The sequence below is a fragment of the Bacillus sp. BSL6 genome (assembly GCF_052928345.1).
The window spans coordinates 803,154-825,434 of sequence record NZ_JAVGCW010000002.1; the positions used below are offsets into that span (position 1 = coordinate 803,154).

A 22,281-nucleotide genomic window follows, 5' to 3' on the forward strand; every position below is an offset into this window, starting at 1 on the left:
TCGCTTTTACGTATACAATGAAAAATCTGAGCAAAGAACTATTTTCTCCATCCATTGCTCAGATTTTTTACATGTATTACATTTTTACTTTTGTTCTTCTTTTTTTGACTTACGGCGTCCAAGGAAATAGAAGAATATCGCAATTAAAATTAATAATACTCCTCCGAGCACATAGTACCATGTGTAATCCTTTTTAATTGATACATCTGATTTATTATATTTCTTTGCTGTATCAGCTTTAATAACAAAATCTTTCGTCCAAGTCCATGTTTTCCCTTTTGACTCGGCCGTAATTGTAGCTCTATATTCTCCCGCTTCTAATGGCTGTCCTTCTAACTGAATTGGATAATTAAAATTAGAATTAGGTGCCATCTGCATTCCTTTTTTTTCAGAGTGATACAATACTTCAGATGATCCCTTACGTGAAATTTTCGCATCTATCGATAGCTGATTCACTAGCATCGGCTTTGTATTTTGAATATTAGCGTTAATGACATTTCGAGCATTCATTTGTCCCGGAGCTACATCGTTTAATGTTAAATGAGGTTCTACCTCATTATCATTTTCATTCAACACTAACCCAACAACATAAGAATAACGATTTTCTATGGATACGTTCTTTTTTTGTTGTGGCTTATTATCTTTCTTCTCTTTTTCTTGTAGTGAAATACCACCTAATAAAATACCATCGAATTCTTCCTCTGGCATTTTCACTTCCACTGGTAATTCAATTTGCCCTTTTGCAGGCACTGTAATTTCATTAACAGTTTTCACTACATCTGTAATTGGTAGCTTTAATGTTTTATCATGTTCTTTCACTTCCATGCTATAATCCGCAATACCATTTACATTTGTTACTGCTACATTAACTTTCGATTCGATTGTAACAGCCTGTTTTGTATCGTTCGTCAACACTATCTTCAATGTTTGTTGTTGACCCGGTTTAACTCTTAAGTCAAAATACGTTTTATTTTTATCACGTTGATTTTCTGGAATAATTGGCTTTACTGCAAAATTTAATTCTGCTGCTAAAGTCTTAGATTGATAGGCACCACCCAATCCAATCATAAATACAGTCAATAATAGAATCGATACTATTTTTTTCACATATTTCATTTCATTTAAACACCTTTCCAATTTAGAACGCAGGGCATAGAAGCAGAAACAATATATTTTTTTATTTATTCATGTATTTGATAACTCTCACATTAATAGCATTTATTCAGCAACATATATTTACCCTTGTTCAGATTGACCCACTTCATTTGCTGGTACATCTGATAAAGTCCATGTTAATGTCGTCTTATACTCATCTGCATATTTTGTTGTTGCACCAGGCACTTCTAATTTAATACTTTCAGCTTTCGTTGCATCATCACCAAATTTATATACGTACGTTCCAGCACCCTCGCCAGCTTTTGCCTCTACTACATTTTGCACTGCACCTGTTCCATCTGCTGTTAAATCAAATGAAGGCATTACTTCGGATGGCTTAGCTGATTTTGAAGCTGTATTTACAGTACCGTTAGTAAACGTAATTTTCGCACCTGTTAATTCATTACCTTTTGAATCTATAAATTGACCATTTTGTTTTACTGATAATGTCCAACCAGCCTCTGTTCCGCGGTTATCTGTTACTTGAACATAGTTAGGTTTCTCTTGTCCATCTTTAAATTTTTGCGTTGCTGCAAAATATGTTTCATCTTTCGTTGAGATTACGTTCTCCCCAAAATCAAGAGAAGATGCAAAATCAATGCTTAATGGACCAGTTGTTCCTGGCTCTGGTTTACCATCTGGATTTGTTGGATCAACTGGTTCAACTGTTGTATTCGGATCTGGATTTTCTGGGTCAACAGGGCCAGTAATACTTTCGTTCGCTTTAAACTTTACAATTGCAGTTGAATCTAATGTTTTCGTCTCTTCTGCAAATGCAGCTGCTCCCCCAAATGATAATGCTGATACTAATAATGCGGATGTCGCTGTTACTTTTATAAATTTCATATTCATTCCTCCATATACTATATTTATTAGTTATTTGCTGGCGTATCTGATAAAGTCCACGTTAATTTTGTAGTGTACGCAACTGCATCCTTCGCTGTCTTACCAGGAATCGTTAAAGTTACTGCTGTATTTTTCTTTACCGCTTGACCGTCAATCGTAACATCTTCAAGAGAGCCGAAGCGTCCTACCCAAGTCCCCGCTCCTGAACCGTTTTTTGCCTCCATTACTAACGACTCATCTCCATTTGGATTCAGTTCAACCGGCTGTGTAGTTGGTTTCGTAATACCTTCTGCATTACTTTCTGCTTCAATAGTACTGATTTTAATTTGAGCACCCGTTAACTCTTTATTTTGTGTTGCATCATTTTTCAATTGACCTTCTTGCTTTACTTTCAAAGTCCAGCCTGCGTTTGTACCTCGTTTATCAGAAACTTGTACATAATTTGCAGTTGCTTTTGTACCGTTACTGTAAGTTTGTGGTTCTGCATAATACACTGCATCCGCACCAGTAATTTTATTTTTACCAAAATCTAAAGATGATGCATAATCAATACTTAGCGGTCCTGCTGTTCCAACATTCGGCTTGCCCTCTGGGTTTGTTGGATCAATTGGCTCAACCGGATTATTTGGATCTGGATTTTCTGGATCGACAGGATTTGTTACATCCATATTAGGCGTAAATTCCACTACACCATTCGTTTTATATTCGGCTGCTGATACAGGCATCCCTAACTCCGTAACTCCTAGTACTGCAACACTAGCAAATGCTGCAATTCCTAATTTCATCTTGTTCATAATCTCTCTCCTTAAATCTTTATATTTTTATTAACCATGCTAAAGTAGCCATTCCATCTCATTCGAGAACTACCTTTAACAAGTGAATAAACGATTGAATAAAAATACCTTCCTCATAAAGTGGAACTATAATTAGTGGGGGGTTGCGGGCAGTTAATCTCTGAACTAACTTCTTTGCTCCAGCCCAATTTTGAGGTGGGTTTTTTACTGCCCACAAATAGCGGGATAAACTTTTCCATTTTGGAGACCAATCCCTATTGTAGCTATCCTTCTTGAACACCAAAACGAAAAAAAAGGGCGTTATCACGCAAAAAAACATTCGCGATGGCGCAAAAACATAAAAAAAACGAGAGAGACAAAAACAATGAAATCGTTTTTGTCTCTCTCGTTTTTACAACTAACTTCTTCTACTATACCAGTCTTCTCCCCTTGTAATTTCCTACCTTTGTAACTAACATTACTACTGCAATAGAAAGAATAAAGAAACCTATAATTTGAAGTAAATTAGAGGTTTCCCCACCTGTTTTCGGTAATATACCACTTTTAATATTCTTATTCGCATCTATGTTAGCATCATCCGGTTTATTTGGATTTGTAGTCGGAGAAACATCGCTATTAGAAAACGTAATTCCAGCTTCCGAACTCACACTTTCTGCTAAAATTTGTTCCGGGGAGCTACATGCGATTAAAAGCGAAAAAATCGCTATTAAAGTGTAACTATATTTTTTAATCATTTTATCTCCTTCCTTTATATTCTAATATCAGAAATTACATGTTAACATCCTAATTTACTACTTATATCATATAATCCCATTTCTAGATTAACTATGAATTACTAATATCGAAACGAAAAGAACACGCATCACCACGCAATTCTATTTCGGTGTAATATTTGAGAAAAACTTTATCTTACAAAAAGCCCTTTCTATAAAATTAGAAAGGGCTTTTTACTTATCTATTTTAAATTAAAAATTTATGGATGGGATAAACCATAGTTCTTTCGCCTTTTGTACGGCTTCCATTCTTGATGAAACTTGTAACTTATGAAATATATCGGTCAATTTATATTCTACCGATCTTTGACTTAAGTTTAATATTTCCGCAAGCTCTCTATTTGTTTTTCCTTTACCAACTTCAACTAGAATCATCTTCTCTTCATCATTTAAAGAAACTATATTTTTCATTTCGCCTTCTATATTTATATTAGACGCATTTTCTACTACCCTTAACTGCCTTACAAGTTGATAAGGGAGAACTACTTCTTTTTTCACAGCATGACGGATTGCGTTTATCACTTCTTTCTCGGAAGAAGTTTTACTTAATACACCAAGTACTCCGTTATCCATTAATAAATTATAATGTGCAAACACATCAAACCCTGTAAAAATAAGAATAGCTGCCTCTGGTTGCACACTAAGTATATATTTAGAAAGCTCTAAACCATTTATTTTCGGCATTTGTAAATCTATTAAATATACATCATACTGCTTATTTTGTATGACTTCTCTTATTTCTTCACTATCATGTAAAACCTCAGCTTGTATATCATCATATCTTTCAATTAATGCTTTCGTTCCTAAGCCAACTGCAACATGATCATCTACAACAAGAACAGAAATCATTTTCTCATCCCTTCCACATTTAAAGATTGCATTAATTAATGCTTTTTCATACTGATTTTAAGCTTCAATCCATTATTCGCCTTTGAATCTATTGAAATTTCTCCATCTAAACTATGAATTCTAGTTACAATTCCAGATAAACCTAAACTACTATAAGAATGATTTAATTCACCTAAATCTAGCCCTATTCCTACCCCATCATCATCATAAGTTAATTTCAAATATCCATCTTGTTCATACAATCGAATTGTAACTTTAGACGCTTTCGAATGCTTTAATGCATTATTCAATAACTCCTGAATAATTCTATAAATTGCTTGTTCATATTCTACATTAGGTAGGATAATATTATCTTGAATTTCATAATAGAAGAAAAATGTAGCTTTAAGATTTACTTGCTTAAATAAATCTAATAATGCTTTTTTTAAACCTAATTCATATAAAAATGGAGGACGTAAATTATTACATGTTTCACGAATGACATAAATATGATCTAAAACATCTTCATATACTTCGTTAATTATAATTTTCATATTAGCATCTGGAATATCTTTATGATATGCCTCTAATTTCCTAGATAAGCGTATTTGGTCTTGTAATACACCATCATGAATATCACTCGCCAAATTCGCTCGCTCTTTTTCAGACAAATTAAATAGTAACTTTGAAAGCCACATCGGAGGCTGTTTCGGTTCATTAATCGTTTGCAGTTGATTCACTAAATCTTCCACTTGATGTGAGCATTCTAATAATAAATCAGCATAACTACATAGTGTCTCTAACCAGCCAATTTCTTGAACATTCAAACCTCTTCTATTATTATGTTTACATAGCAATACAATCATTGTTTTTGCTGAAATGGACAAAACAAATACAAAGTGATCTTCTAATTTTATAATTGAACCAACATTATATGTCTCTAACTGATATCCATTCAATTGCTTTAGCACATCTTCAGAAACAACTTCATCACCAATAATTCGGAAAGAACTATCCCCTTTACTCACTTCGATGCAACATATTTCCTCTATTCTTAATACATCAGTAATCTCTCTCTTTATGCTAACAATTAAGTTTGAAAACTTATATTCATTTTTTGCCTGATGTAAAAATCGATGTAAACTAAACTGATAATTTTTCTGAGAATGATATAATTTTTTCCTTAATTTAAAATCCAAATAATCCTTTATAAAGAAAACAAGCATTAACGATACAAATACGATACAAGCAAATCGAATGATATCTAATATGTTATCACTCGTATTGTGAAAAATTATAATTCCTAATATAACGAGGAAACCAGTTAAACATATAGAGAGCAAAGCATAATACTGAACTCTACGAATGATAAAGTTAAAATCAAATATTTTCCCCTCAATAATCATATAGAAAATACAAATTGGGACCAATAAAAAAAAGATCGCTACCATCTCAACGCTTATTATTTCTTTTTCATCTATCAAATTAGGAATTAAAAATAAGAATATAAACGGCATCGCTGATATGATTGCACTCATAATAATAATTCTTATAAACTTAAAGTAATAACTTTTTCTACTTTTAAAATAAAATCTAAACATAACATACACTGTTAATAAAAATAAAAAAGAACTTAACACTATAATGTACTTCGTCGATAAATCATTATATTTTAAATAGATAAAAATAGTTAAACAAACCAAAATGAACGCTATCATATTTATATAGATTAATTTTGTTTTTGTTATAAACCTTATCTTCAAGGTTTTCATAAACATATCCATAAATTTTACAAAAAAGACAACTGAGTACATTAAAGAAATGGCAACTACAATATACGCTATTAAATCTTTTCTTAGTCCTGCCATAATACTAATGTAACTCATCCCTAAACAATGAAGAAAATAGATTAAATCTTTCGTTCCTGCATTCAAATGCGGAGCACGTATTAAAATATATGTCGATATAAAAAAGCATGTTAGAAAAAACACAGTTGGTAAAAAAAGATGGTAAACCAATTGCTGATCATACGGACTATAATCTACTTTATACTCCTCTATTGTTCCATTTTTCTTTACCGTAATATTATTTGCCCTCTCAGTAGCACAATATAATGCAATATTAGAGTCATCATTAGGTGGAATACCATCTATTTTTTCAATAATATCCCCCACTTCTATATCTTGTTCTGCTGCCCAGCCATTCTTTGCAATATTATTAATCACAAAATGATTTCCTTGTTCCTCTATCCCAATCCCTACCCTAGGATATAACATGATTTCGACTGCAAAATAACTAAATAAACTAAGCGATAGTAATGTCACAATCAATTGATATTCATACTTAAATACTCGAACCACTTTCGTACAAAACTCCTTTTTAGCTAAAGTACTAACTCAATTTTTCATATCTTCTCATCAGAAATTAATTAAAGTAAAAGATGCGATTTAATAGTTAAAAGCGCAAAAAATATAGTTATCCTCTAATACAGAATAACTTTTACATTATCATCCACATTTGTTAGGTGGAATTCATCATTTATTTTATAGATTTCTACTTTATTAGTTGCAATGCTAATATTATTTATCCTAATTTTCAACTCATTTATAAGTAAAATTCCTACTACCTCAGAATTTTGATAAAAAAAATCACTTTCTATCATCACATGTACCGACTTTCTCAATGCTATTTCAGATTTAAAGTGATATAAATCGATAAAATGCCTCACAGTTCACCTTCCTCCTCTTTTTCTAATATGTAATTTTACAGAAAAACCTTAGTTAATACTAATGAAAGTTTATTCATATTTCACCGAAAATTAATTGCGCTTCACCGAAAAAGAATATTCGTATATAGAAATATATCTATTTTACACGCAGTTTCTCTTGTTCAAAGTGAAAAATTTGAATGTAAGCTCTTTTTTCTAAAACAAAAAAACGCCCCATACAAGGGGCGTCTTCCACGATTACGCTTGTTGTTGCGCGCTATATAATTCTTCAAGTGGCTTCATGATAATTTTGTTAACGTCGCCGATTACAACGTTTAGGCGTTGCTCAGTTTCCATTAATTTTGTAATTTTAGCATCTTGTTGAATGCGAACTACAACTTCTTGTGCTTGTTGGTTATCTTCTTCAGTGATTTCTTGGCCTTGCATCATTTTTTGTTGTAGGCTAAGTTGCATTGTACGGAACTCATCGAATAAGTTCTTTGAAGCTGCATCAGCTTGAACTGCTGCGTAGCTCTCTTTTAACGTTTTGAAGTCATCGTTTTCAGCGATTGCTTTTTGTAATTCATATGCTACATCATGAATGTTTTTTGTCATTTTATTTTTCCTCCTTTAGAAGGCTAGCGCTTTTCTCTCGCACTGCCTTTTACGTGCATTTACATACGCACCTCTTCTTACCATATCAAACTATGCAAGAGATGTGAAGAAATTTCACTTTTATTTGTATGTACGTATTTTATTATTTAAGAAACAACAGTAATAAACCTTGCACGATTCCAATCATACCGCCTAATAAGGCACCTAAATACGTAATCATTTTTAGTTCATTTTTTGTAATGGACAGAACTAAATCTTCTAGTCTCTCCGTTGAAAATGTAGACACTTCTTGCTGGACAATTTCTGCAAGATGTAGATTGTTTAGAATGCTCTCTACGTTTTCCGTCCCCCACTTCAAGCCTTTCGTTACTACGCCTGGAACTACCTTTTCCATAATTGTTTCTCGAACTGGCTCACATACTTGCTGCACAGATTGATTTAAAAACTTACTCACTGTTTCCTCCACTTTAACTGCAGACAATATGGAGCTTACAATCATTTCTTTTTCTACAAACGTTTCTACTTCTTTTACATCTCTTCCTTTTAACTTTTCCCACTCTTTTTGCAGTACTTCAGTTAAAAGCTGCTTTGTGCCATCCTGCCCTAAAAACTTAATAACCTCAGGCTGCACACGATCCACTACACTTACATTCCCTAAAAACATTCCGACTAAGTTAAGTAGCGTTCCCCTAGAAGCAAAGAAATCATCAATCATTTTTGAAAGACGTGCTTTACCTTCTTCACTCTCAAAAAACTGAGTTGCTCGCCCTAAAATAAATGCCGAAACATTTGGAATCGCATTCTCTATTTTCTCATGAACAGAATGAGGTAAAGCTTGTTCCCATGTATATGTATAGTACTCTTCTAAAAATGCCTGAATCTTTTCTGTAATCACCTGTTCGATTTTCTCAGTTGCTTCTTTTTCTACATGCGCTACGTCCCATTTTTCTAACATGTGTCGCAGTGACTGTTCATTCGTCATTACTTTATCCACTTCTATTTGTGCCCAGTGGATTAAACCTTTTTGAAACTCTTCATTCGTTAACTTCTTGCCGATTCCTTCTGGAGTTAACAAATGTTCTACAACCATTTTCCCTAATTGAACAGCAAGCTCATCGCGGCGCTTCGGAATTAATCCTGGTGTAAATGGCACTTGAAACTTCCCAATATACATAGGACGATGAGGACGAAATAACATTTTTATCGCTAAATGATTTGTAAATCCTCCAATAATTGCTCCGAGCCCTGTCGTCGTTAACATACTTAACCATATATTCATTACAATCAACCTTTCGCTTCTCCAAAACTATAGCATATCATCATACGGACAAAAGTATAATGGTATAAAAACGTATTTGCAATATATAGCTTCGCCTATTATGCCAACATTTTGTTAGTAAAGGAGTGATTTCGTTGGTTCTCGGTATTTTAACTTCTCACCCTCATTATGAGCAAACGTATTACACCGAAATCGCTAAACGCGCTCGGCTTTATCATAATGTCGTTGCCCAGTTTACGCCATTTGGTATTGATCCTAAAACAGATCTTGTTTCTGGTCTGATTTATGATACGGATACAGGAAAATGGAAAGAGCAAATATTCCCTATTCCTTCTTATATATACGATCGTTCTTCTTTTAACGAGGAAACAAACGTCGAAAAAGCAAAGTCAATTATTCGCTCATTACACACTCGTCCTTCCACTACCTTTTTAAATAACACACTCATTGACTTAAGCGAACTACATGATGTATTTCTCACGAATAAAAAATTATCTCCTTATATACCAAAATTTGAAATAGCAACGATACAAAATATTTTCAAACTGTTATTAAAAACAAAAGATATTATTATACGTCCTACTAACGCACATTCCAATGAAAGTTTGTACCGGGTCGTTTATAAAAATAAAACGTTTCATGTTGATACGATAAATGATGCCTACCATACTTCTACTCCAATTAAACGGACTGATGAATTTATATCTTGGTACAAATCTCATATACGATCAGCACGTTACATCACGCATACAATGCTGCAACCTCCAAATCAATTAACATACCCACTCCATATTCGAACTGTTTTGCAAAAAAATAAAGAACATGAGTGGAACGTTATCGGTCAGTTTATACAAAAAAGTTCATTTCCGAATCAACTTTTACTATCGGCACCAGAGGATTCCTCGCTGCATGCATTTTCAAAAATTAAATACGTACTATCTAGTACCGGTGTACAATTATTACAAGACGCTTTACAAGACATTATAAATGAAGTGTTTCAAACGCTAGATGCATCTTATTCTTCATTATTCGAGCTAGAGCTTTCCACAATTATGGATCAAAAGGGGGCAATTTGGCTTATGTATGTCAACACGATTCCCCCGTACGAACATTACATTCGTCATAGTGACTCATTAGCAGAAAAAATATATCACGGACCATTACAATTTAGTCGCTTTACACCATAAAGAAAGGGGGTAAGTCTATTTTGAAAGAGCACATATATACGTTAAATATTTCAGATGAACATCCAAATAGTATTACTTTACCTTATATTTTTTCCATCACACCACCAATTACATCCCTTTCCTTCGGCCTACGCCATGTTGCAAGTGAAGAGGTAAAAATTCATTATTCCTTTACTCGCGAAATCATTATTGGAAAACAAATTGCAGAGAAACTTTTACTGCCTCATTCCACTACTATCCATGCATTCACTCAAAATGAAACGATTATTTTCGGGCCATTAATCGGGATTTTTACAACTGGTTTTAACGATGACGCTTCTAATCCTTTAGGGAACCGCTCAACTTCTCTTAGCGAATTACTAACGCCGCCATTCACCTTGCAACCATTTGTATTCGTTTTTGGTGTACAACATATAAACTGGGAAGACGAAACAATTGAAGGATATTTCTTTCAAGAAGAACAGTGGATAAAGAAAAAAGTACCTTTACCGAATGTCATTTACGATCGATTACCCAATCGGAAAGCCGAAAATTATAAACCGATCGTAAGAGCAAAAAGAAAACTAGAGCATGACTATTCGATTCCATGGTTTAACCCAGGTTTTTTTAATAAATGGGAAGTGCATCAACTTCTTATGAAAGATGAATCCATTATGCCGTTATTACCAAACACAGAAACATTTCAGCACTTCGAACAAGTGGAACGATTTCTCGGAACGTATAAATCCATTTATATGAAACCGATTCATGGTAGCTTCGGTAGAAACATTCATCAAATATTTTATTCCCAAACAGAGAATTGCTACTACTGTCGTTATCGTGAAAACGAAGAAAATAAACTAAGAAAGTACCAATCATTAGAAACGCTTTTGAACCATGTATTAAAAGGGCATGATTTAAAAAAATTTATTGTACAACAAGGTATTTCCTTACTTCGTTTCGATGGGCAACCTGTTGATTTCCGCATTCATACAAATAAAAACCATTTTGGCCAATGGATGGTCAGCGCAATCGTCGCAAAAATTGCTGGCAAAGGTAGCTTAACAACGCATGTAAATAGCGGTGGCGATACGAAATTGCTGCAAGAACTTTTTCCTGATTCAACGAAACAAATTCAAATTGAAAATAAATTAAAACATACAGCCTTACAAATTAGTTACGCACTCGATGAACAAGTAACCGGGAATATTGGCGAAATCGGTTTTGATATCGGTTTAGACACGCAGGAAAACCCATGGCTCTTTGAAGCAAACTCTAAACCAGGGCGAACTGTATTCCAAGATGCCAAGTTAAAAGAACAAAGTGAACTAACGCGCCAATTATTTTACGAATATGCCATCTACTTAACTGAACACTCTTTGCGCGATACAAAAGAAAAAATGTCTCAAATAAAATCAGAGACTTCCTCAAACAACGAGCATATTCCGTCTCCTATGATTCACTCACAAATACAAAAACAAAAACTTCCACCTCATTCATAAGGTGGAAGTTTTCTATTTACACAAGTTTTACTACAAACTCTGTTTCCACGTTACATACTCCGCAATAAAAAATATGATTGCAATATTCATTTGAATTATTATGTGTCAATCCATCTACTGCACTTAATAATTCTTGGTCCATATACGCACTATAATCGTCTATGTAATCTACAGCCTTCCCATAATCTTGGAGTATACTTTGGCAATTTTGACAAGAATATGTTTGTGATTCTAATGCGTTGCAAAGCGGGCAAATTCCCATCACGATTCCTCCATATAATTGTATCTAGCTACGTATAGGAGCGGCTTGCCCCGTTCTTACTTACATTTACCTCAAAATAGCAGGATACAAAAAGAAAATATATTTCATATCGCTCTTAGTTTAGCCTTCTTTCTAAAAAATACAACGATTACTCTTATTTCATAATTTACGAAATCCCTAAGATTTTTTTACAAAATTTACAAATTATTATTTCGTATATCTTTCTAGGTAACATCCATACTATGAGTACAAACTTAATTACCGATGGATTAGCGCCAAACGGGGCGATAATCTGGTTCAACTCCAGCTAGTCCAACCAAAAAATTTTTATAACTCTAAGGAGGATATATTCCTATGGCAAACCAAAATTCTTCAAATCAATTAGTAGTACCAGGAGCAACAGCTGCAATCGACCAAATGAAGTACGAAATCGCTCAAGAATTTGGTGTACAATTAGGAGCAGATTCTACAGCTCGTGCTAACGGTTCTGTTGGTGGCGAAATCACAAAACGTCTAGTTGCAATGGCTGAGCAAAGCCTTGGCGGATTCCACAAATAAATATATATGGCAAAAAGGTCTCAAGGCATATGCCTTGAGACCTTCCTTCATTTATTGCAACATTTGTAAAAACTTCTTCGTACGTTCTTCTTTTGGATTTGTAAATACATCTTCTGGTGTACCTTGTTCGACAACGACACCGCCATCCATGAAAATAACGCGGTTTGCAATTTGATGTGCAAAGCGCATTTCGTGCGTTACAATGACCATCGTCATACCTTCTTTAGCAAGTTCTTTCATGACTTTCAGAACTTCTTGAACGAGTTCAGGATCAAGTGCTGACGTCGGTTCATCAAATAGTAACACTTCCGGCTCCATCGCAAGCGCGCGTGCAATTCCAACGCGCTGTTGTTGTCCGCCTGATAATTGGAACGGATATAAGTCCACTTTATCTGCTAGACCCACTTTTTCAAGGAAATAGTTTGCTTTTTTCTTCGCTTCTTCTTTCCCCATCTTTTTCACTGTAACGAGCCCTTCCATTACATTTTGAAGTGCTGTTAAATGCGGGAATAAATTATGGTGCTGGAATACCATACCTGTTTGCGTACGAAGATTGACAATATCTTTCTTCGTTACTTTTTGAGAGAAGTTAAGCTCTTTATTACCGATACGAATATTACCAGCGTTTGGCGTTTCTAATACGTTAAGGCAACGCAGGAATGTCGTTTTACCAGATCCAGACGGCCCGATAATAACAACAACCTCGCCCTTCTCAACTGTTAAATCTATATGCTTTAGTACGGTATTATCTCCGAAACTTTTTTGTAAGTGCTGAATTGAAATCATAAAAACAAAAACTCCTTTTGTAAAAGGATTATTTTAATGTGTAGCGTTCTGAACGCTTTTCTAACATCTGTTGTACGATTGATAATAAGAAACAAATAACCCAATAAATAAGACCTGCTTCAAAATAAACAATTAAAAACTCGTAGTTCATTGCCGCAATTTCCTGCGCCTTTCGGAACATTTCTGTTACTAAAATTAACGATGCTAATGAAGTATCTTTCACTAAGCTAATAAATGTATTCGAAAGCGGCGGAATTGATACGCGCGTTGCTTGCGGTAAAATAACACGTTTTAACGCTTGCGGATATGTCATCCCAATTGTATAAGCTGCTTCCCACTGCCCTTTCGGAATGGAAAGGATAGAAGCACGAATAATTTCAGATGCATACGCACCGACATTTAATGAAAATCCAACAACTGCTGCTGTATATGGCTCAACTTCAACATTAAGAGTTGGCAGACCATAGAAAATAATAAATAACTGTACAAGAAGTGGCGTTCCGCGAATGATAGATACATAGATACGAGCAATCCATTGTAAAATACGACTACCTGAAATACGTGCAAGCGCCGTTAACGTTGCCAGTATAAGACCGATAATAAATGTAATAAGCGTTAATGGAATTGTCGTAAAAACAGCTTCCTTCAGCATAGGCATGAAGGAAGTCTGCATAATATCTATCCAAGTAGACAATCGATCTGAAATCAATGCACTACTTAGATACATTTTCACCAAACCATTTTTTCGTTATTTTGTCATACGTACCGTCTTTTTTCATATCTTCTAACGCTTTATCTACTTCTTGTACAAGCTTAGTGCTACCTTTACGGAATAAGAATCCACTTTCTGAAGCTTCTTTTTCTGTATCTACAATTTTAATTTTCGCATCTTTTTTCGTTTCTAAATAATTTAACACTGATAATTTATCATTGATTGTGAAATCAACGCGTCCTGAAGCTAATAGTTCTGCTGCTTGGCTAAATCCTTCTACACCAACGATTTCCGCACCATTTTTCTTAGCGATATCTGCATAGTTACTTGTTAAAGATTGTGCTCCTTTTAATCCTTTTACATCAGCAAATGTAGCAGGTTTATCTTTATCTTTTGCGATAACTAATGCCGCTGAAGATGAAACATACGGTTTAGAGAAGTCATATTTCTTTTGACGGTCTTCACGAATACCAACTTCGTTTGCAACCATATCGAAACGTTTTGCATCTAAACCAGCAAGTAAGCTATCCCATTGCGTTTCTTTAAATACAGGTTTTACGCCTAAACGTTTTGCAACTTCTTCTGATAGTTCAACGTCAAATCCAGTTAATTTATTGCTTGAATCGTGGAACGTAAATGGTGGGTATGTACCTTCTGTACCAATTACAAGTTCACCGCTTTGTTTAATCTTTTGTAACGCGTCTTGACTAGCTGTATCTTTTTTCTCTTCTTTACCGCAGCCGGCTACAATCCCGATCGCTAATGTAGTTACTGCAAGCACTGAAAATAATTTCTTCATGATGGTAATCCTCCAAGTATTCTGATAGGAATTTAAAAACTATATTGATTGTATGCAATCTTGAACAATTTTTCAATGAAAATGTTCTTATTTAGTTTATCCTTTTTCTTCATAATCAAACAAAAAGGAAAAATAATGCTACATACAAAAAATAAGTAACATTTTTTAATATAGCATTTATTGTACGAAAGGTAAAATAATGCTACATACAAAAAATAAGTAACATTTTTTAATATAGCATTTATTGTACGAAAGGTAAAATAATACTTCTTATTTAATTGCCGTGATTCACTAAAAAAAGAACTTGTGAAAATCACAAGTTCCTCCCCATACCTATTAAGCGCTCTGATTCCCTTCCATTTGCGTTTTGTACATATCGTAATAACGCCCGCGCTTTTTCATTAATTCATCATGAGACCCTTTTTCTAAAATCGTCCCTCTATCAAGCACGATAATTTGATCTGCACTTTTAATTGTTGAAAGACGGTGGGCAATAATAAATGTCGTTCTTCCTTTTTTCACAACTTCTAGCGCTTGTTGAATCATCGCCTCTGTTTCTGTATCGATACTAGATGTCGCTTCATCTAAAATTAAAATGGCTGGGTCAAAAGCGAGCGCCCTAGCAAACGATATAAGCTGACGTTCTCCGGTTGAAAGTGTACTTCCTTTCTCCGTAATTTCTTCATTTATATTGTTCGCAAATCTTTCAGCACCTACATCACGCAATGCTTTTACAATGCGCTCTTTTGAAATATTTTCATTTTCTAAATTAACATTAGATGCTACTGTTCCGCTAAATAAAAACGGATCTTGCAATACGATTCCCATATGTTCACGAGTTGCTTGTTTCGGCATCTCTTTTACATCATGACCGTCAATCGTAAGCTTTCCTTTTTCAAACTCGTAAAACTGAAAAAGTACATTCATAATGGAACTTTTTCCTGAGCCAGTATGACCGACAAGTGCGACTGTCTCGCCTTGTTTCGCTTCAAATGAAATATTTTTTAACACTTCATCTTTTCCATTATAAGAAAACGACACATTATCAAACTTCACATTTCCTTGTAAGCGAGGTATACGTTCTTCTTCTACTGCTTCCCCTTTTTCCTCTAACAATTCAAAAACACGTTCTGATGCAACGCGCGATTGTTCTAAGTTAGCAAGCTGATTCACCATATTTGTAATCGGTGAGAATAATCGTGTTAAATAATCAACGAACGCATATAGTATCCCTAGAGAAATAACGCCTGTAGCACTTAATGAAGCACCACCGAAATACCAAATCACACCTGTGAAAGCGATATTTCTTAATACACCTACTAAGTTATGAGAAGTTGCTGCATTTAAATTCAAAATTTTATTTTGATACTTAAAATAATCGCCATTTAATTCTTCAAATTCTTTTTTCGTTTCACGCTCTTGACGGAACGCTTGAATAATTGGCATCCCTTGAATGGATTCATTCACTGTTCCGTTAATATCAGATAAACGCGAACGCATTTTATGATTGTATACAGACGCGTACTTTCTATATAAAATAGCCCAAACAATTAAAATTGGGATGATGAGTAAACATAACGTCGCCAATTTTACATCAAGTAAAAATAGCGCAGCGAATATCCCAATAATATAGATGATACTTGAAACGAATGTTGCAAGCACCGTTACATATAAATCACGAATAGCCTCTGTATCATTCGTTACACGCGACACAATTTTCCCTGCTGGTAAATGATCGAAATAACGAATTGGCAACGTTTGAATATGAGAAAAGACATCTTCCCTCATAATTTGAATAATTTTGTTCGCTGCCTTCTGTAAGAAAAACTGCTTTCCGTATGCAAACAATGATACGACTACTAATAAAGCAAAATAGCCACCACCAAGTAATAATAGTCGGTTTATTTCTGGTTTATAAAACGCAAACACTTCTTCTTTCGTCAATGCTTTCGCTTTATACACTTGCACCGCCTTACCATTTTGAACGGTAATCATATCACCTTTTACAGTCCGTGACCCTTCCGCATTTACTTTATTCGGTACAAAATAATATTGAAAACCGACTTGCATCACGCGTACTTCTTTTCCTTTTTTCTCACCTTCCTGGAAGCGATCGCTTCGCTTATAAAAGGTGCCATTATACGAAACAGCCTCTTCACTCTTTTCTGTTTCATACCAAGGTTTCTCTATTCCAACGATATGATCATCAATCATCGTTTTCGCGACGAAAGGACCAGCAAGCTCTGCGATGACGAAAATAAATAACATTAGCATCGCTGCAAAAATCGTCCCTTTTACTTTCATTGCGTATTGAAACAATCGTTTTGAAACGCTCATATTTTCACCCCACTATCCGCACTTTCACTTTCTCCCTGTTGTCTTTCAAACTGTTCCGCATACCAGCCTCCCTTTTGGATAAGCTGATCATGCGTACCTTCTTCTATTACTTCTCCTTCATCCATCACGAGAATCCAATCCGCATGTTGTACGGCAGATAAACGGTGCGTCGTAATAATCGTCGTCTTTCCGCCTCTTTCTGTTCTTATATTTTCAATGATCGCTGCTTCCGTACGAGCATCAACAGCTGATAAAGAATCATCTAAAATTAATATTTCCGGATTTTGAATAACAGCTCGCGCAATCGAAATCCTTTGTTTTTGCCCTCCTGATAAAGAAACACCTTTCTCTCCGACGAGCGTTTCTAACCCTTCTGGTAAAAACTCTAAGTCTTTTTTAAACGCTGCAATTTCAATCGCTTTCTCGAGTTCCTCTTCAGTCGCTTCTCGATTTCCGAATAAAATATTTTCCCTCGCTGTTTTTGAGAATAAAATATGTTCCTGCGGTACATAACCAATCCACCCAAGCACATTTTCATTCGTCATTTTATCTAATGTCACATCAGAGACTGCAATATCTCCATCTCCAAGCGGATATTGGCGAAGAAGCTGACGTACGAGCGTCGTTTTTCCGCTTCCTGTTTTTCCAACAACCCCAAGCGTTTCCCCTTGTTTTAATGTAAACGAAACCTTTTTTAAATTTGTTTCAGTTGATGAAGGATATGAAAAGGTAACATCATCAAACTGAATATAATCCGGCTCTTGTACAAGCTTTGGATGTTTCGGATCCTTTACATCTGGTTCATACGCTAACGTTTCATTTACACGGTCGAGTGACGCATTTCCTCTTTGCATAACATTGATTAATTCACCAATTGCAAACATCGGCCAAATCATCATCCCTAAATACACGTTAAAGGAAACGAGTTCACCAAGTGTCACCTTTGATTGGAATACAAGATATGCGCCATACACTAGACCAATTAAATAACTAAGACCGACAAGCATTTTCACAGTTGGTTGGAATAGTGCATCAATTCTAGCTACTTTCATATTCTTTTCGTAGACGTCATCTCCTAACTGATGAAATCTTTCTTGATCTGCATTTTCTTGTACATATGCACGAATCACGCGCACACCAGCGATTGACTCAAGTACTTTATCATTCATATCACCGAACGCATCTTGCGCAACTGTAAATCTTTCATGCAATTTCTTTCCATATATATTCATCGCATACGCCATAATTGGAAGCGGTATAAGCGCCGCAAATGTAAGCTCCCAACTAATTGTAAATCCCATCATAAAGACAATCGTAAGCATATATAAACTCGAATCAACGAGCGTTAATATACCGAAACCAGCTGTCATAGCAATTGCTTTTAAATCATTTGTCGCTCTCGCCATTAAATCACCAGTACGATTTTTTTGATAAAACGTCGGCGTCATTTTAAGTAAATGTCCCATAAATTTAGAACGCATCGTCTTCTCTAGTACGAATGCTCCGCCAAACAGTTGATGTTGCCATACGAAAGTGAGACCATATCCAATGATTGTAACTCCTATTAAAATAAGAATAGACTGTATAATAGCTTCGTTCGATAACGTTCCTGTTTTTATATTATCTATCGTAACCCCTAACACTTTCGGGGGGATAACTTCCACTATATTCACAATTAAAAGAGCTCCAATGGCGATACTATATCTCTTCCAGTGCTCCTTAAAAAACCACTTTAACTTTAGTAATACTGAAAACAATGTAATCTCTCCCTTCTCGTTCTCGTTTATCTCTCATTTCTTTATCCGCTATCCAGACCCATTACATTTACATTTCGTAACCCATACAATCTCATCACATTTTTCCACCTTCCAAAGTTTTATTTAGTAACATGGAAAATAAACAAAAAAAAGCATACCGCCGCTTGACGATATGCACAAAAATGCATAAAAGCGTACGTTACGATATACGCAACGTACGCTTTTTATAAGACAAAAATGCCCTATATATCCGCACGGGTTGCGTAATGATATAAATGTTTTCTGCCATTTAACAGAGCTAAACCCATTACATTTACGATTACAATCATTACGCACACCCCCTTCATTTATTTTCCATTTATAATCTTATAACTTTATTGAGTATTCTGTCAATTGTTTTTTTACAAATTGAATAAAAATATATGATCCATCATTTCGAAAGAAGGGAATGTTCTGTAAGAAAGGGCATACAAAATAAAAACTTCATAAGAAATCGTTTTCACAAATATTTCATTTGAAAAATGTTATCAAACCCCATACAATCACCTTATACTCACTCTTACAAGTTGCTATTTTAGGAGGACTAATCATGACAACTAGCAATACGTACAAATTTTATTTAAATGGAGAATGGAGAGAAAGCTCTTCAGGAGAAACAATCGAAATTCCATCTCCATACTTACACGAAGTAATTGGACAAGTACAAGCAATTACTCGCGGAGAAGTAGATGAAGCAATTGCATCTGCAAAGGAAGCTCAAAAATCATGGGCTGAAGCTTCTCTACAAGATCGCGCAAAGTATTTATATAAATGGGCTGATGAGCTCGTAAATATGCAAGATGAAATTGCCGATATCATTATGAAAGAAGTCGGTAAAGGATATAAAGATGCGAAGAAAGAAGTTGTTCGTACAGCTGATTTCATTCGTTATACGATCGAAGAAGCTTTACATATGCACGGAGAAAGCATGATGGGCGATAGCTTCCCGGGCGGTACAAAATCAAAACTTGCGATTATCCAACGCGCACCACTTGGTGTTGTATTAGCAATCGCACCATTTAACTACCCAGTAAACTTATCTGCTGCAAAACTTGCACCAGCATTAATTATGGGTAACGCTGTTATTTTCAAACCAGCAACTCAAGGTGCAATTAGTGGTATTAAAATGGTGGAAGCACTTCATAAAGCTGGCCTTCCAAAAGGTCTTGTAAACGTAGCGACAGGACGTGGTTCTGTAATTGGTGACTACTTAGTAGAACACGAAGGCATCAATATGGTATCGTTCACAGGTGGTACAAACACAGGTAAACATTTAGCGAAAAAAGCTTCAATGATTCCACTTGTATTAGAACTTGGTGGTAAAGACCCTGGTATCGTTCGTGAAGATGCTGACTTACAAGATGCTGCAAACCATATCGTAAGCGGTGCATTCTCTTACTCTGGTCAACGTTGTACAGCTATTAAACGTGTACTTGTACACGAAAACGTAGCAGACGAGCTTGTTGGCTTATTAAAAGAGCAAGTAGCTAAACTATCAGTTGGATCTCCAGAACAAGACAGCACAATCGTTCCATTAATCGACGATAAGTCTGCTGACTTCGTTCAAGGCTTAGTTGACGACGCTGTAGAAAAAGGTGCTACAATCGTTATCGGTAACAAACGTGAGCGTAACTTAATTTACCCAACATTAATCGACCACGTAACTGAAGAAATGAAAGTTGCTTGGGAAGAGCCTTTTGGCCCAATCCTTCCAATCATCCGTGTTTCTTCAGATGAGCAAGCAATTGAAATTGCTAACAAATCAGAGTTCGGTCTGCAAGCAAGTGTCTTCACTAAAGACATTAACAAAGCATTTGCAATTGCTAACAAAATCGAAACTGGTTCTGTTCAAATTAACGGACGCACAGAGCGCGGTCCTGACCACTTCCCATTCATCGGTGTAAAAGGTTCAGGTATGGGCGTACAAGGTATCCGTAAGAGCCTTGAGTCTATGACACGTGAAAAAGTAACTGTATTAAACTTAGTTTAATCTTATATAAAGAAGCTGATCTAATTTTAGGTCAGCTTCTTTTCTATATAGATACTTCCCAAAAACGAAGTATTTCGTTCTACTTCCGATTTGGTTTTCCAAATCGAACTAAAACATGCCATAATAATTTTAATTCCTGAAGCACTTCTTCATAAGTTCCACGATCACTCCAAGATAATGGATTGCGTTTCAAATCCGCTACAGCAGAACCGATTATATTTGCATCGATACAATGATTCCGTGCAATGCGTCTTGCTAAAGATGGCATTTTTGAACCTCTAAAATCCATTGGAACGTCGTCTACCATAAGTACAAAACCTGTATGCCAATACAAATCAATAGCATACTTCAGGCAAATTTCTTCTAAAGTTCTTCCTACATCCGTACCCTTAATTGAAATGACCTTAATCCTTTCAATTAAAAGTGCATTTTTTCCTTCTTATGCAACTAACCTAATTTATTAAACAAAAAGTACTTTCATACAGTCTAATTACAGATGCGAGCATTCTTTACGGGTAAATCCACACATTCTACAGAAATGTGATATCCTAGCCAACGCTCAGCAATATGTTCAAATGATAAGGCAGAGCCTGTTGTAAAAAAGCGATGCTCAGGATTCAGATTGTCAGACAAAATTCCTTTATGCTGTAAAATTGTGCTTAACTCTATCGCTGTTTCTTCCGCAGAGCTAATAATCGTTACATCTTCCCCTAGTTCCTTTTTAATATAGGACTCTAAAAGTGGATAATGCGTACATCCGAGAATTAGCGTATCTATATTTTCTTTCATTAATGGCAGTAAAGCTTGTTTCACTTGCTCGGTTACATATGCTGTATCTTCTAATTGATTTTCTACAACTGTAGCTAAAGTCGGGCACGCGTGACTATGCACTTTCAAATATGTATCAAGCTCATGCAATGCTTTTTCGTACATATTAGATTTTATCGTACCTACAGTTCCAATTACTCCGATTTCCCCTTTCTTCGTCACTTTAATAGCCGCTCTCGCTCCCGGATGTATAACGCCAATAACCGGAATAGAAAGTGCTTCTTGCAACGCAGCCAATGCAGCAACTGCAGCAGTATTACATGCTACAACTAGAGCTTTTAACGGAAACTGTTTAAGGAACTCAACCATTTCAAATACGAAAGATTGTACCTCTTCTACACTTCTTGGCCCATACGGACAACGCTCATTATCACCAATATAATAAATGCTCTCTTTAGGCAATTGTCTTATAATTTCGCTCGCAACTGTTAATCCCCCAACTCCCGAATCTAACACACCTATTACTGAATGTTTATGACATACAGCCATATACTTCATCCCCTTTTCAATCATCTAGCGCCAACAACATTTATTATATTATGAAAATT

Annotated in this window: 20 protein-coding genes and 1 pseudogene; 4 read left to right on the plus strand and 17 right to left on the minus strand. The window is 35.3% G+C overall.

Translation table 11 applies throughout. The annotated features are described in order from the left end of the window. Positions 1-84: 84 nt before the first annotated feature. The 9 genes from RCJ96_RS10365 to RCJ96_RS10405 all read right to left on the minus strand — a co-directional run bounded on the left by RCJ96_RS10365 (position 85) and on the right by RCJ96_RS10405 (position 8,997). Positions 85-1,116: a DUF916 and DUF3324 domain-containing protein gene (locus RCJ96_RS10365; protein ID WP_074607445.1), complete on the minus strand. Its 1,032-nt coding sequence runs from the start codon at positions 1,114-1,116 to the stop codon at positions 85-87. A 120-nt stretch (positions 1,117-1,236) separates the two neighbouring features. Beyond that, the gene (locus RCJ96_RS10370) at positions 1,237-2,001 is read right to left on the minus strand and encodes a WxL domain-containing protein (protein WP_242304063.1); all 765 of its coding nucleotides are present in this window, start codon (positions 1,999-2,001) and stop codon (positions 1,237-1,239) included. A gap of 26 nt (positions 2,002-2,027) precedes the next feature. Then, positions 2,028-2,795, minus strand: coding sequence for a WxL domain-containing protein (locus RCJ96_RS10375; RefSeq protein ID WP_139302840.1), 768 nt, complete (start codon positions 2,793-2,795; stop codon positions 2,028-2,030). A gap of 410 nt (positions 2,796-3,205) precedes the next feature. Beyond that, on the minus strand, positions 3,206-3,529 hold the full coding sequence (locus RCJ96_RS10380; protein ID WP_074609036.1) for an LPXTG cell wall anchor domain-containing protein: 324 nt from the start codon (positions 3,527-3,529) through the stop codon (positions 3,206-3,208). Between the two features lie 231 nt (positions 3,530-3,760). Continuing rightward, a complete protein-coding gene (locus RCJ96_RS10385) occupies positions 3,761-4,417 on the minus strand; it encodes a response regulator transcription factor (protein WP_074609034.1) in 657 nt (218 codons plus the stop codon). A 35-nt stretch (positions 4,418-4,452) separates the two neighbouring features. Then, a complete protein-coding gene (locus tag RCJ96_RS10390) occupies positions 4,453-6,756 on the minus strand; it encodes an ATP-binding protein (protein ID WP_446699781.1) in 2,304 nt (767 codons plus the stop codon). Between the two features lie 122 nt (positions 6,757-6,878). Then, positions 6,879-7,124, minus strand: coding sequence for a hypothetical protein (locus RCJ96_RS10395; RefSeq protein WP_048558033.1), 246 nt, complete (start codon positions 7,122-7,124; stop codon positions 6,879-6,881). 237 nt (positions 7,125-7,361) lie between these two features. Next, positions 7,362-7,718: a YlbF/YmcA family competence regulator gene (locus RCJ96_RS10400; RefSeq protein WP_000164606.1), complete on the minus strand. Its 357-nt coding sequence runs from the start codon at positions 7,716-7,718 to the stop codon at positions 7,362-7,364. Positions 7,719-7,860: 142 nt separating this feature from the next. Continuing rightward, positions 7,861-8,997 (minus strand): DUF445 domain-containing protein, encoded by a 1,137-nt coding sequence (locus RCJ96_RS10405; protein WP_416504273.1) that lies wholly within the window; start codon positions 8,995-8,997, stop codon positions 7,861-7,863. 134 nt (positions 8,998-9,131) lie between these two features. Here RCJ96_RS10405 and RCJ96_RS10410 point away from each other — a divergent pair, with 134 nt between their 5' ends. Together RCJ96_RS10410 and RCJ96_RS10415 are read left to right on the plus strand one after the other, a co-directional pair. After that, positions 9,132-10,184 carry a YheC/YheD family protein gene (locus RCJ96_RS10410; protein ID WP_074609029.1) on the plus strand — a complete coding sequence of 351 codons (1,053 nt, stop codon included), beginning with the start codon at positions 9,132-9,134 and terminating at the stop codon, positions 10,182-10,184. Positions 10,185-10,204: 20 nt separating this feature from the next. Next, positions 10,205-11,665: a YheC/YheD family endospore coat-associated protein gene (locus tag RCJ96_RS10415; protein ID WP_074609028.1), complete on the plus strand. Its 1,461-nt coding sequence runs from the start codon at positions 10,205-10,207 to the stop codon at positions 11,663-11,665. A gap of 16 nt (positions 11,666-11,681) precedes the next feature. On the opposite strand, the gene RCJ96_RS10420 is transcribed toward RCJ96_RS10415, so the two are convergent. Next, positions 11,682-11,927, minus strand: a complete 246-nt coding sequence (locus RCJ96_RS10420) for a hypothetical protein (protein ID WP_000510467.1) — start codon at positions 11,925-11,927, stop codon at positions 11,682-11,684. 354 nt (positions 11,928-12,281) lie between these two features. On the opposite strand from RCJ96_RS10420, the gene sasP reads away from it, so the two are divergent. After that, positions 12,282-12,485 (plus strand): small acid-soluble spore protein, SasP family, encoded by a 204-nt coding sequence (gene sasP / locus RCJ96_RS10425; RefSeq protein WP_000013338.1) that lies wholly within the window; start codon positions 12,282-12,284, stop codon positions 12,483-12,485. A gap of 51 nt (positions 12,486-12,536) precedes the next feature. Here the strand turns inward: sasP and RCJ96_RS10430 are convergent, their stop codons facing one another. From RCJ96_RS10430 to RCJ96_RS10450, 5 genes are all read right to left on the minus strand, one after another. Continuing rightward, positions 12,537-13,271 (minus strand): amino acid ABC transporter ATP-binding protein, encoded by a 735-nt coding sequence (locus tag RCJ96_RS10430; protein WP_000623609.1) that lies wholly within the window; start codon positions 13,269-13,271, stop codon positions 12,537-12,539. Between the two features lie 28 nt (positions 13,272-13,299). Beyond that, positions 13,300-13,998: an amino acid ABC transporter permease gene (locus RCJ96_RS10435; RefSeq protein WP_000281494.1), complete on the minus strand. Its 699-nt coding sequence runs from the start codon at positions 13,996-13,998 to the stop codon at positions 13,300-13,302. Next, complete coding sequence (locus RCJ96_RS10440) at positions 13,985-14,782, minus strand: amino acid ABC transporter substrate-binding protein (protein ID WP_000732860.1); 798 nt, start codon at positions 14,780-14,782, stop codon at positions 13,985-13,987. The genes RCJ96_RS10435 and RCJ96_RS10440 overlap by 14 nt, the downstream gene beginning before the upstream one ends. Positions 14,783-15,118: 336 nt before the next feature. Then, a complete protein-coding gene (locus tag RCJ96_RS10445; protein WP_074609025.1) occupies positions 15,119-17,119 on the minus strand; it encodes an ABC transporter ATP-binding protein in 2,001 nt (666 codons plus the stop codon). Then, a complete protein-coding gene (locus tag RCJ96_RS10450; RefSeq protein WP_074609023.1) occupies positions 17,116-18,876 on the minus strand; it encodes an ABC transporter transmembrane domain-containing protein in 1,761 nt (586 codons plus the stop codon). Before RCJ96_RS10450 ends, RCJ96_RS10445 begins: the two co-directional genes overlap by 4 nt. Before the next feature lie 589 nt (positions 18,877-19,465). Between RCJ96_RS10450 and gapN the strand changes: the two genes are divergently transcribed. Next, entirely contained in the window at positions 19,466-20,905 is a 1,440-nt protein-coding gene (gene gapN / locus RCJ96_RS10455) for an NADP-dependent glyceraldehyde-3-phosphate dehydrogenase (RefSeq protein WP_416504275.1), read from the plus strand. 79 nt (positions 20,906-20,984) lie between these two features. Here gapN and RCJ96_RS10460 read toward each other — a convergent pair. Next, positions 20,985-21,302 (minus strand): annotated as a pseudogene (locus RCJ96_RS10460) (DUF3626 domain-containing protein); the annotation flags it as partial. Positions 21,303-21,391: 89 nt separating this feature from the next. Next, positions 21,392-22,222: a glutamate racemase gene (racE, locus tag RCJ96_RS10465; RefSeq protein ID WP_416504276.1), complete on the minus strand. Its 831-nt coding sequence runs from the start codon at positions 22,220-22,222 to the stop codon at positions 21,392-21,394. Positions 22,223-22,281 lie beyond the last annotated feature (59 nt).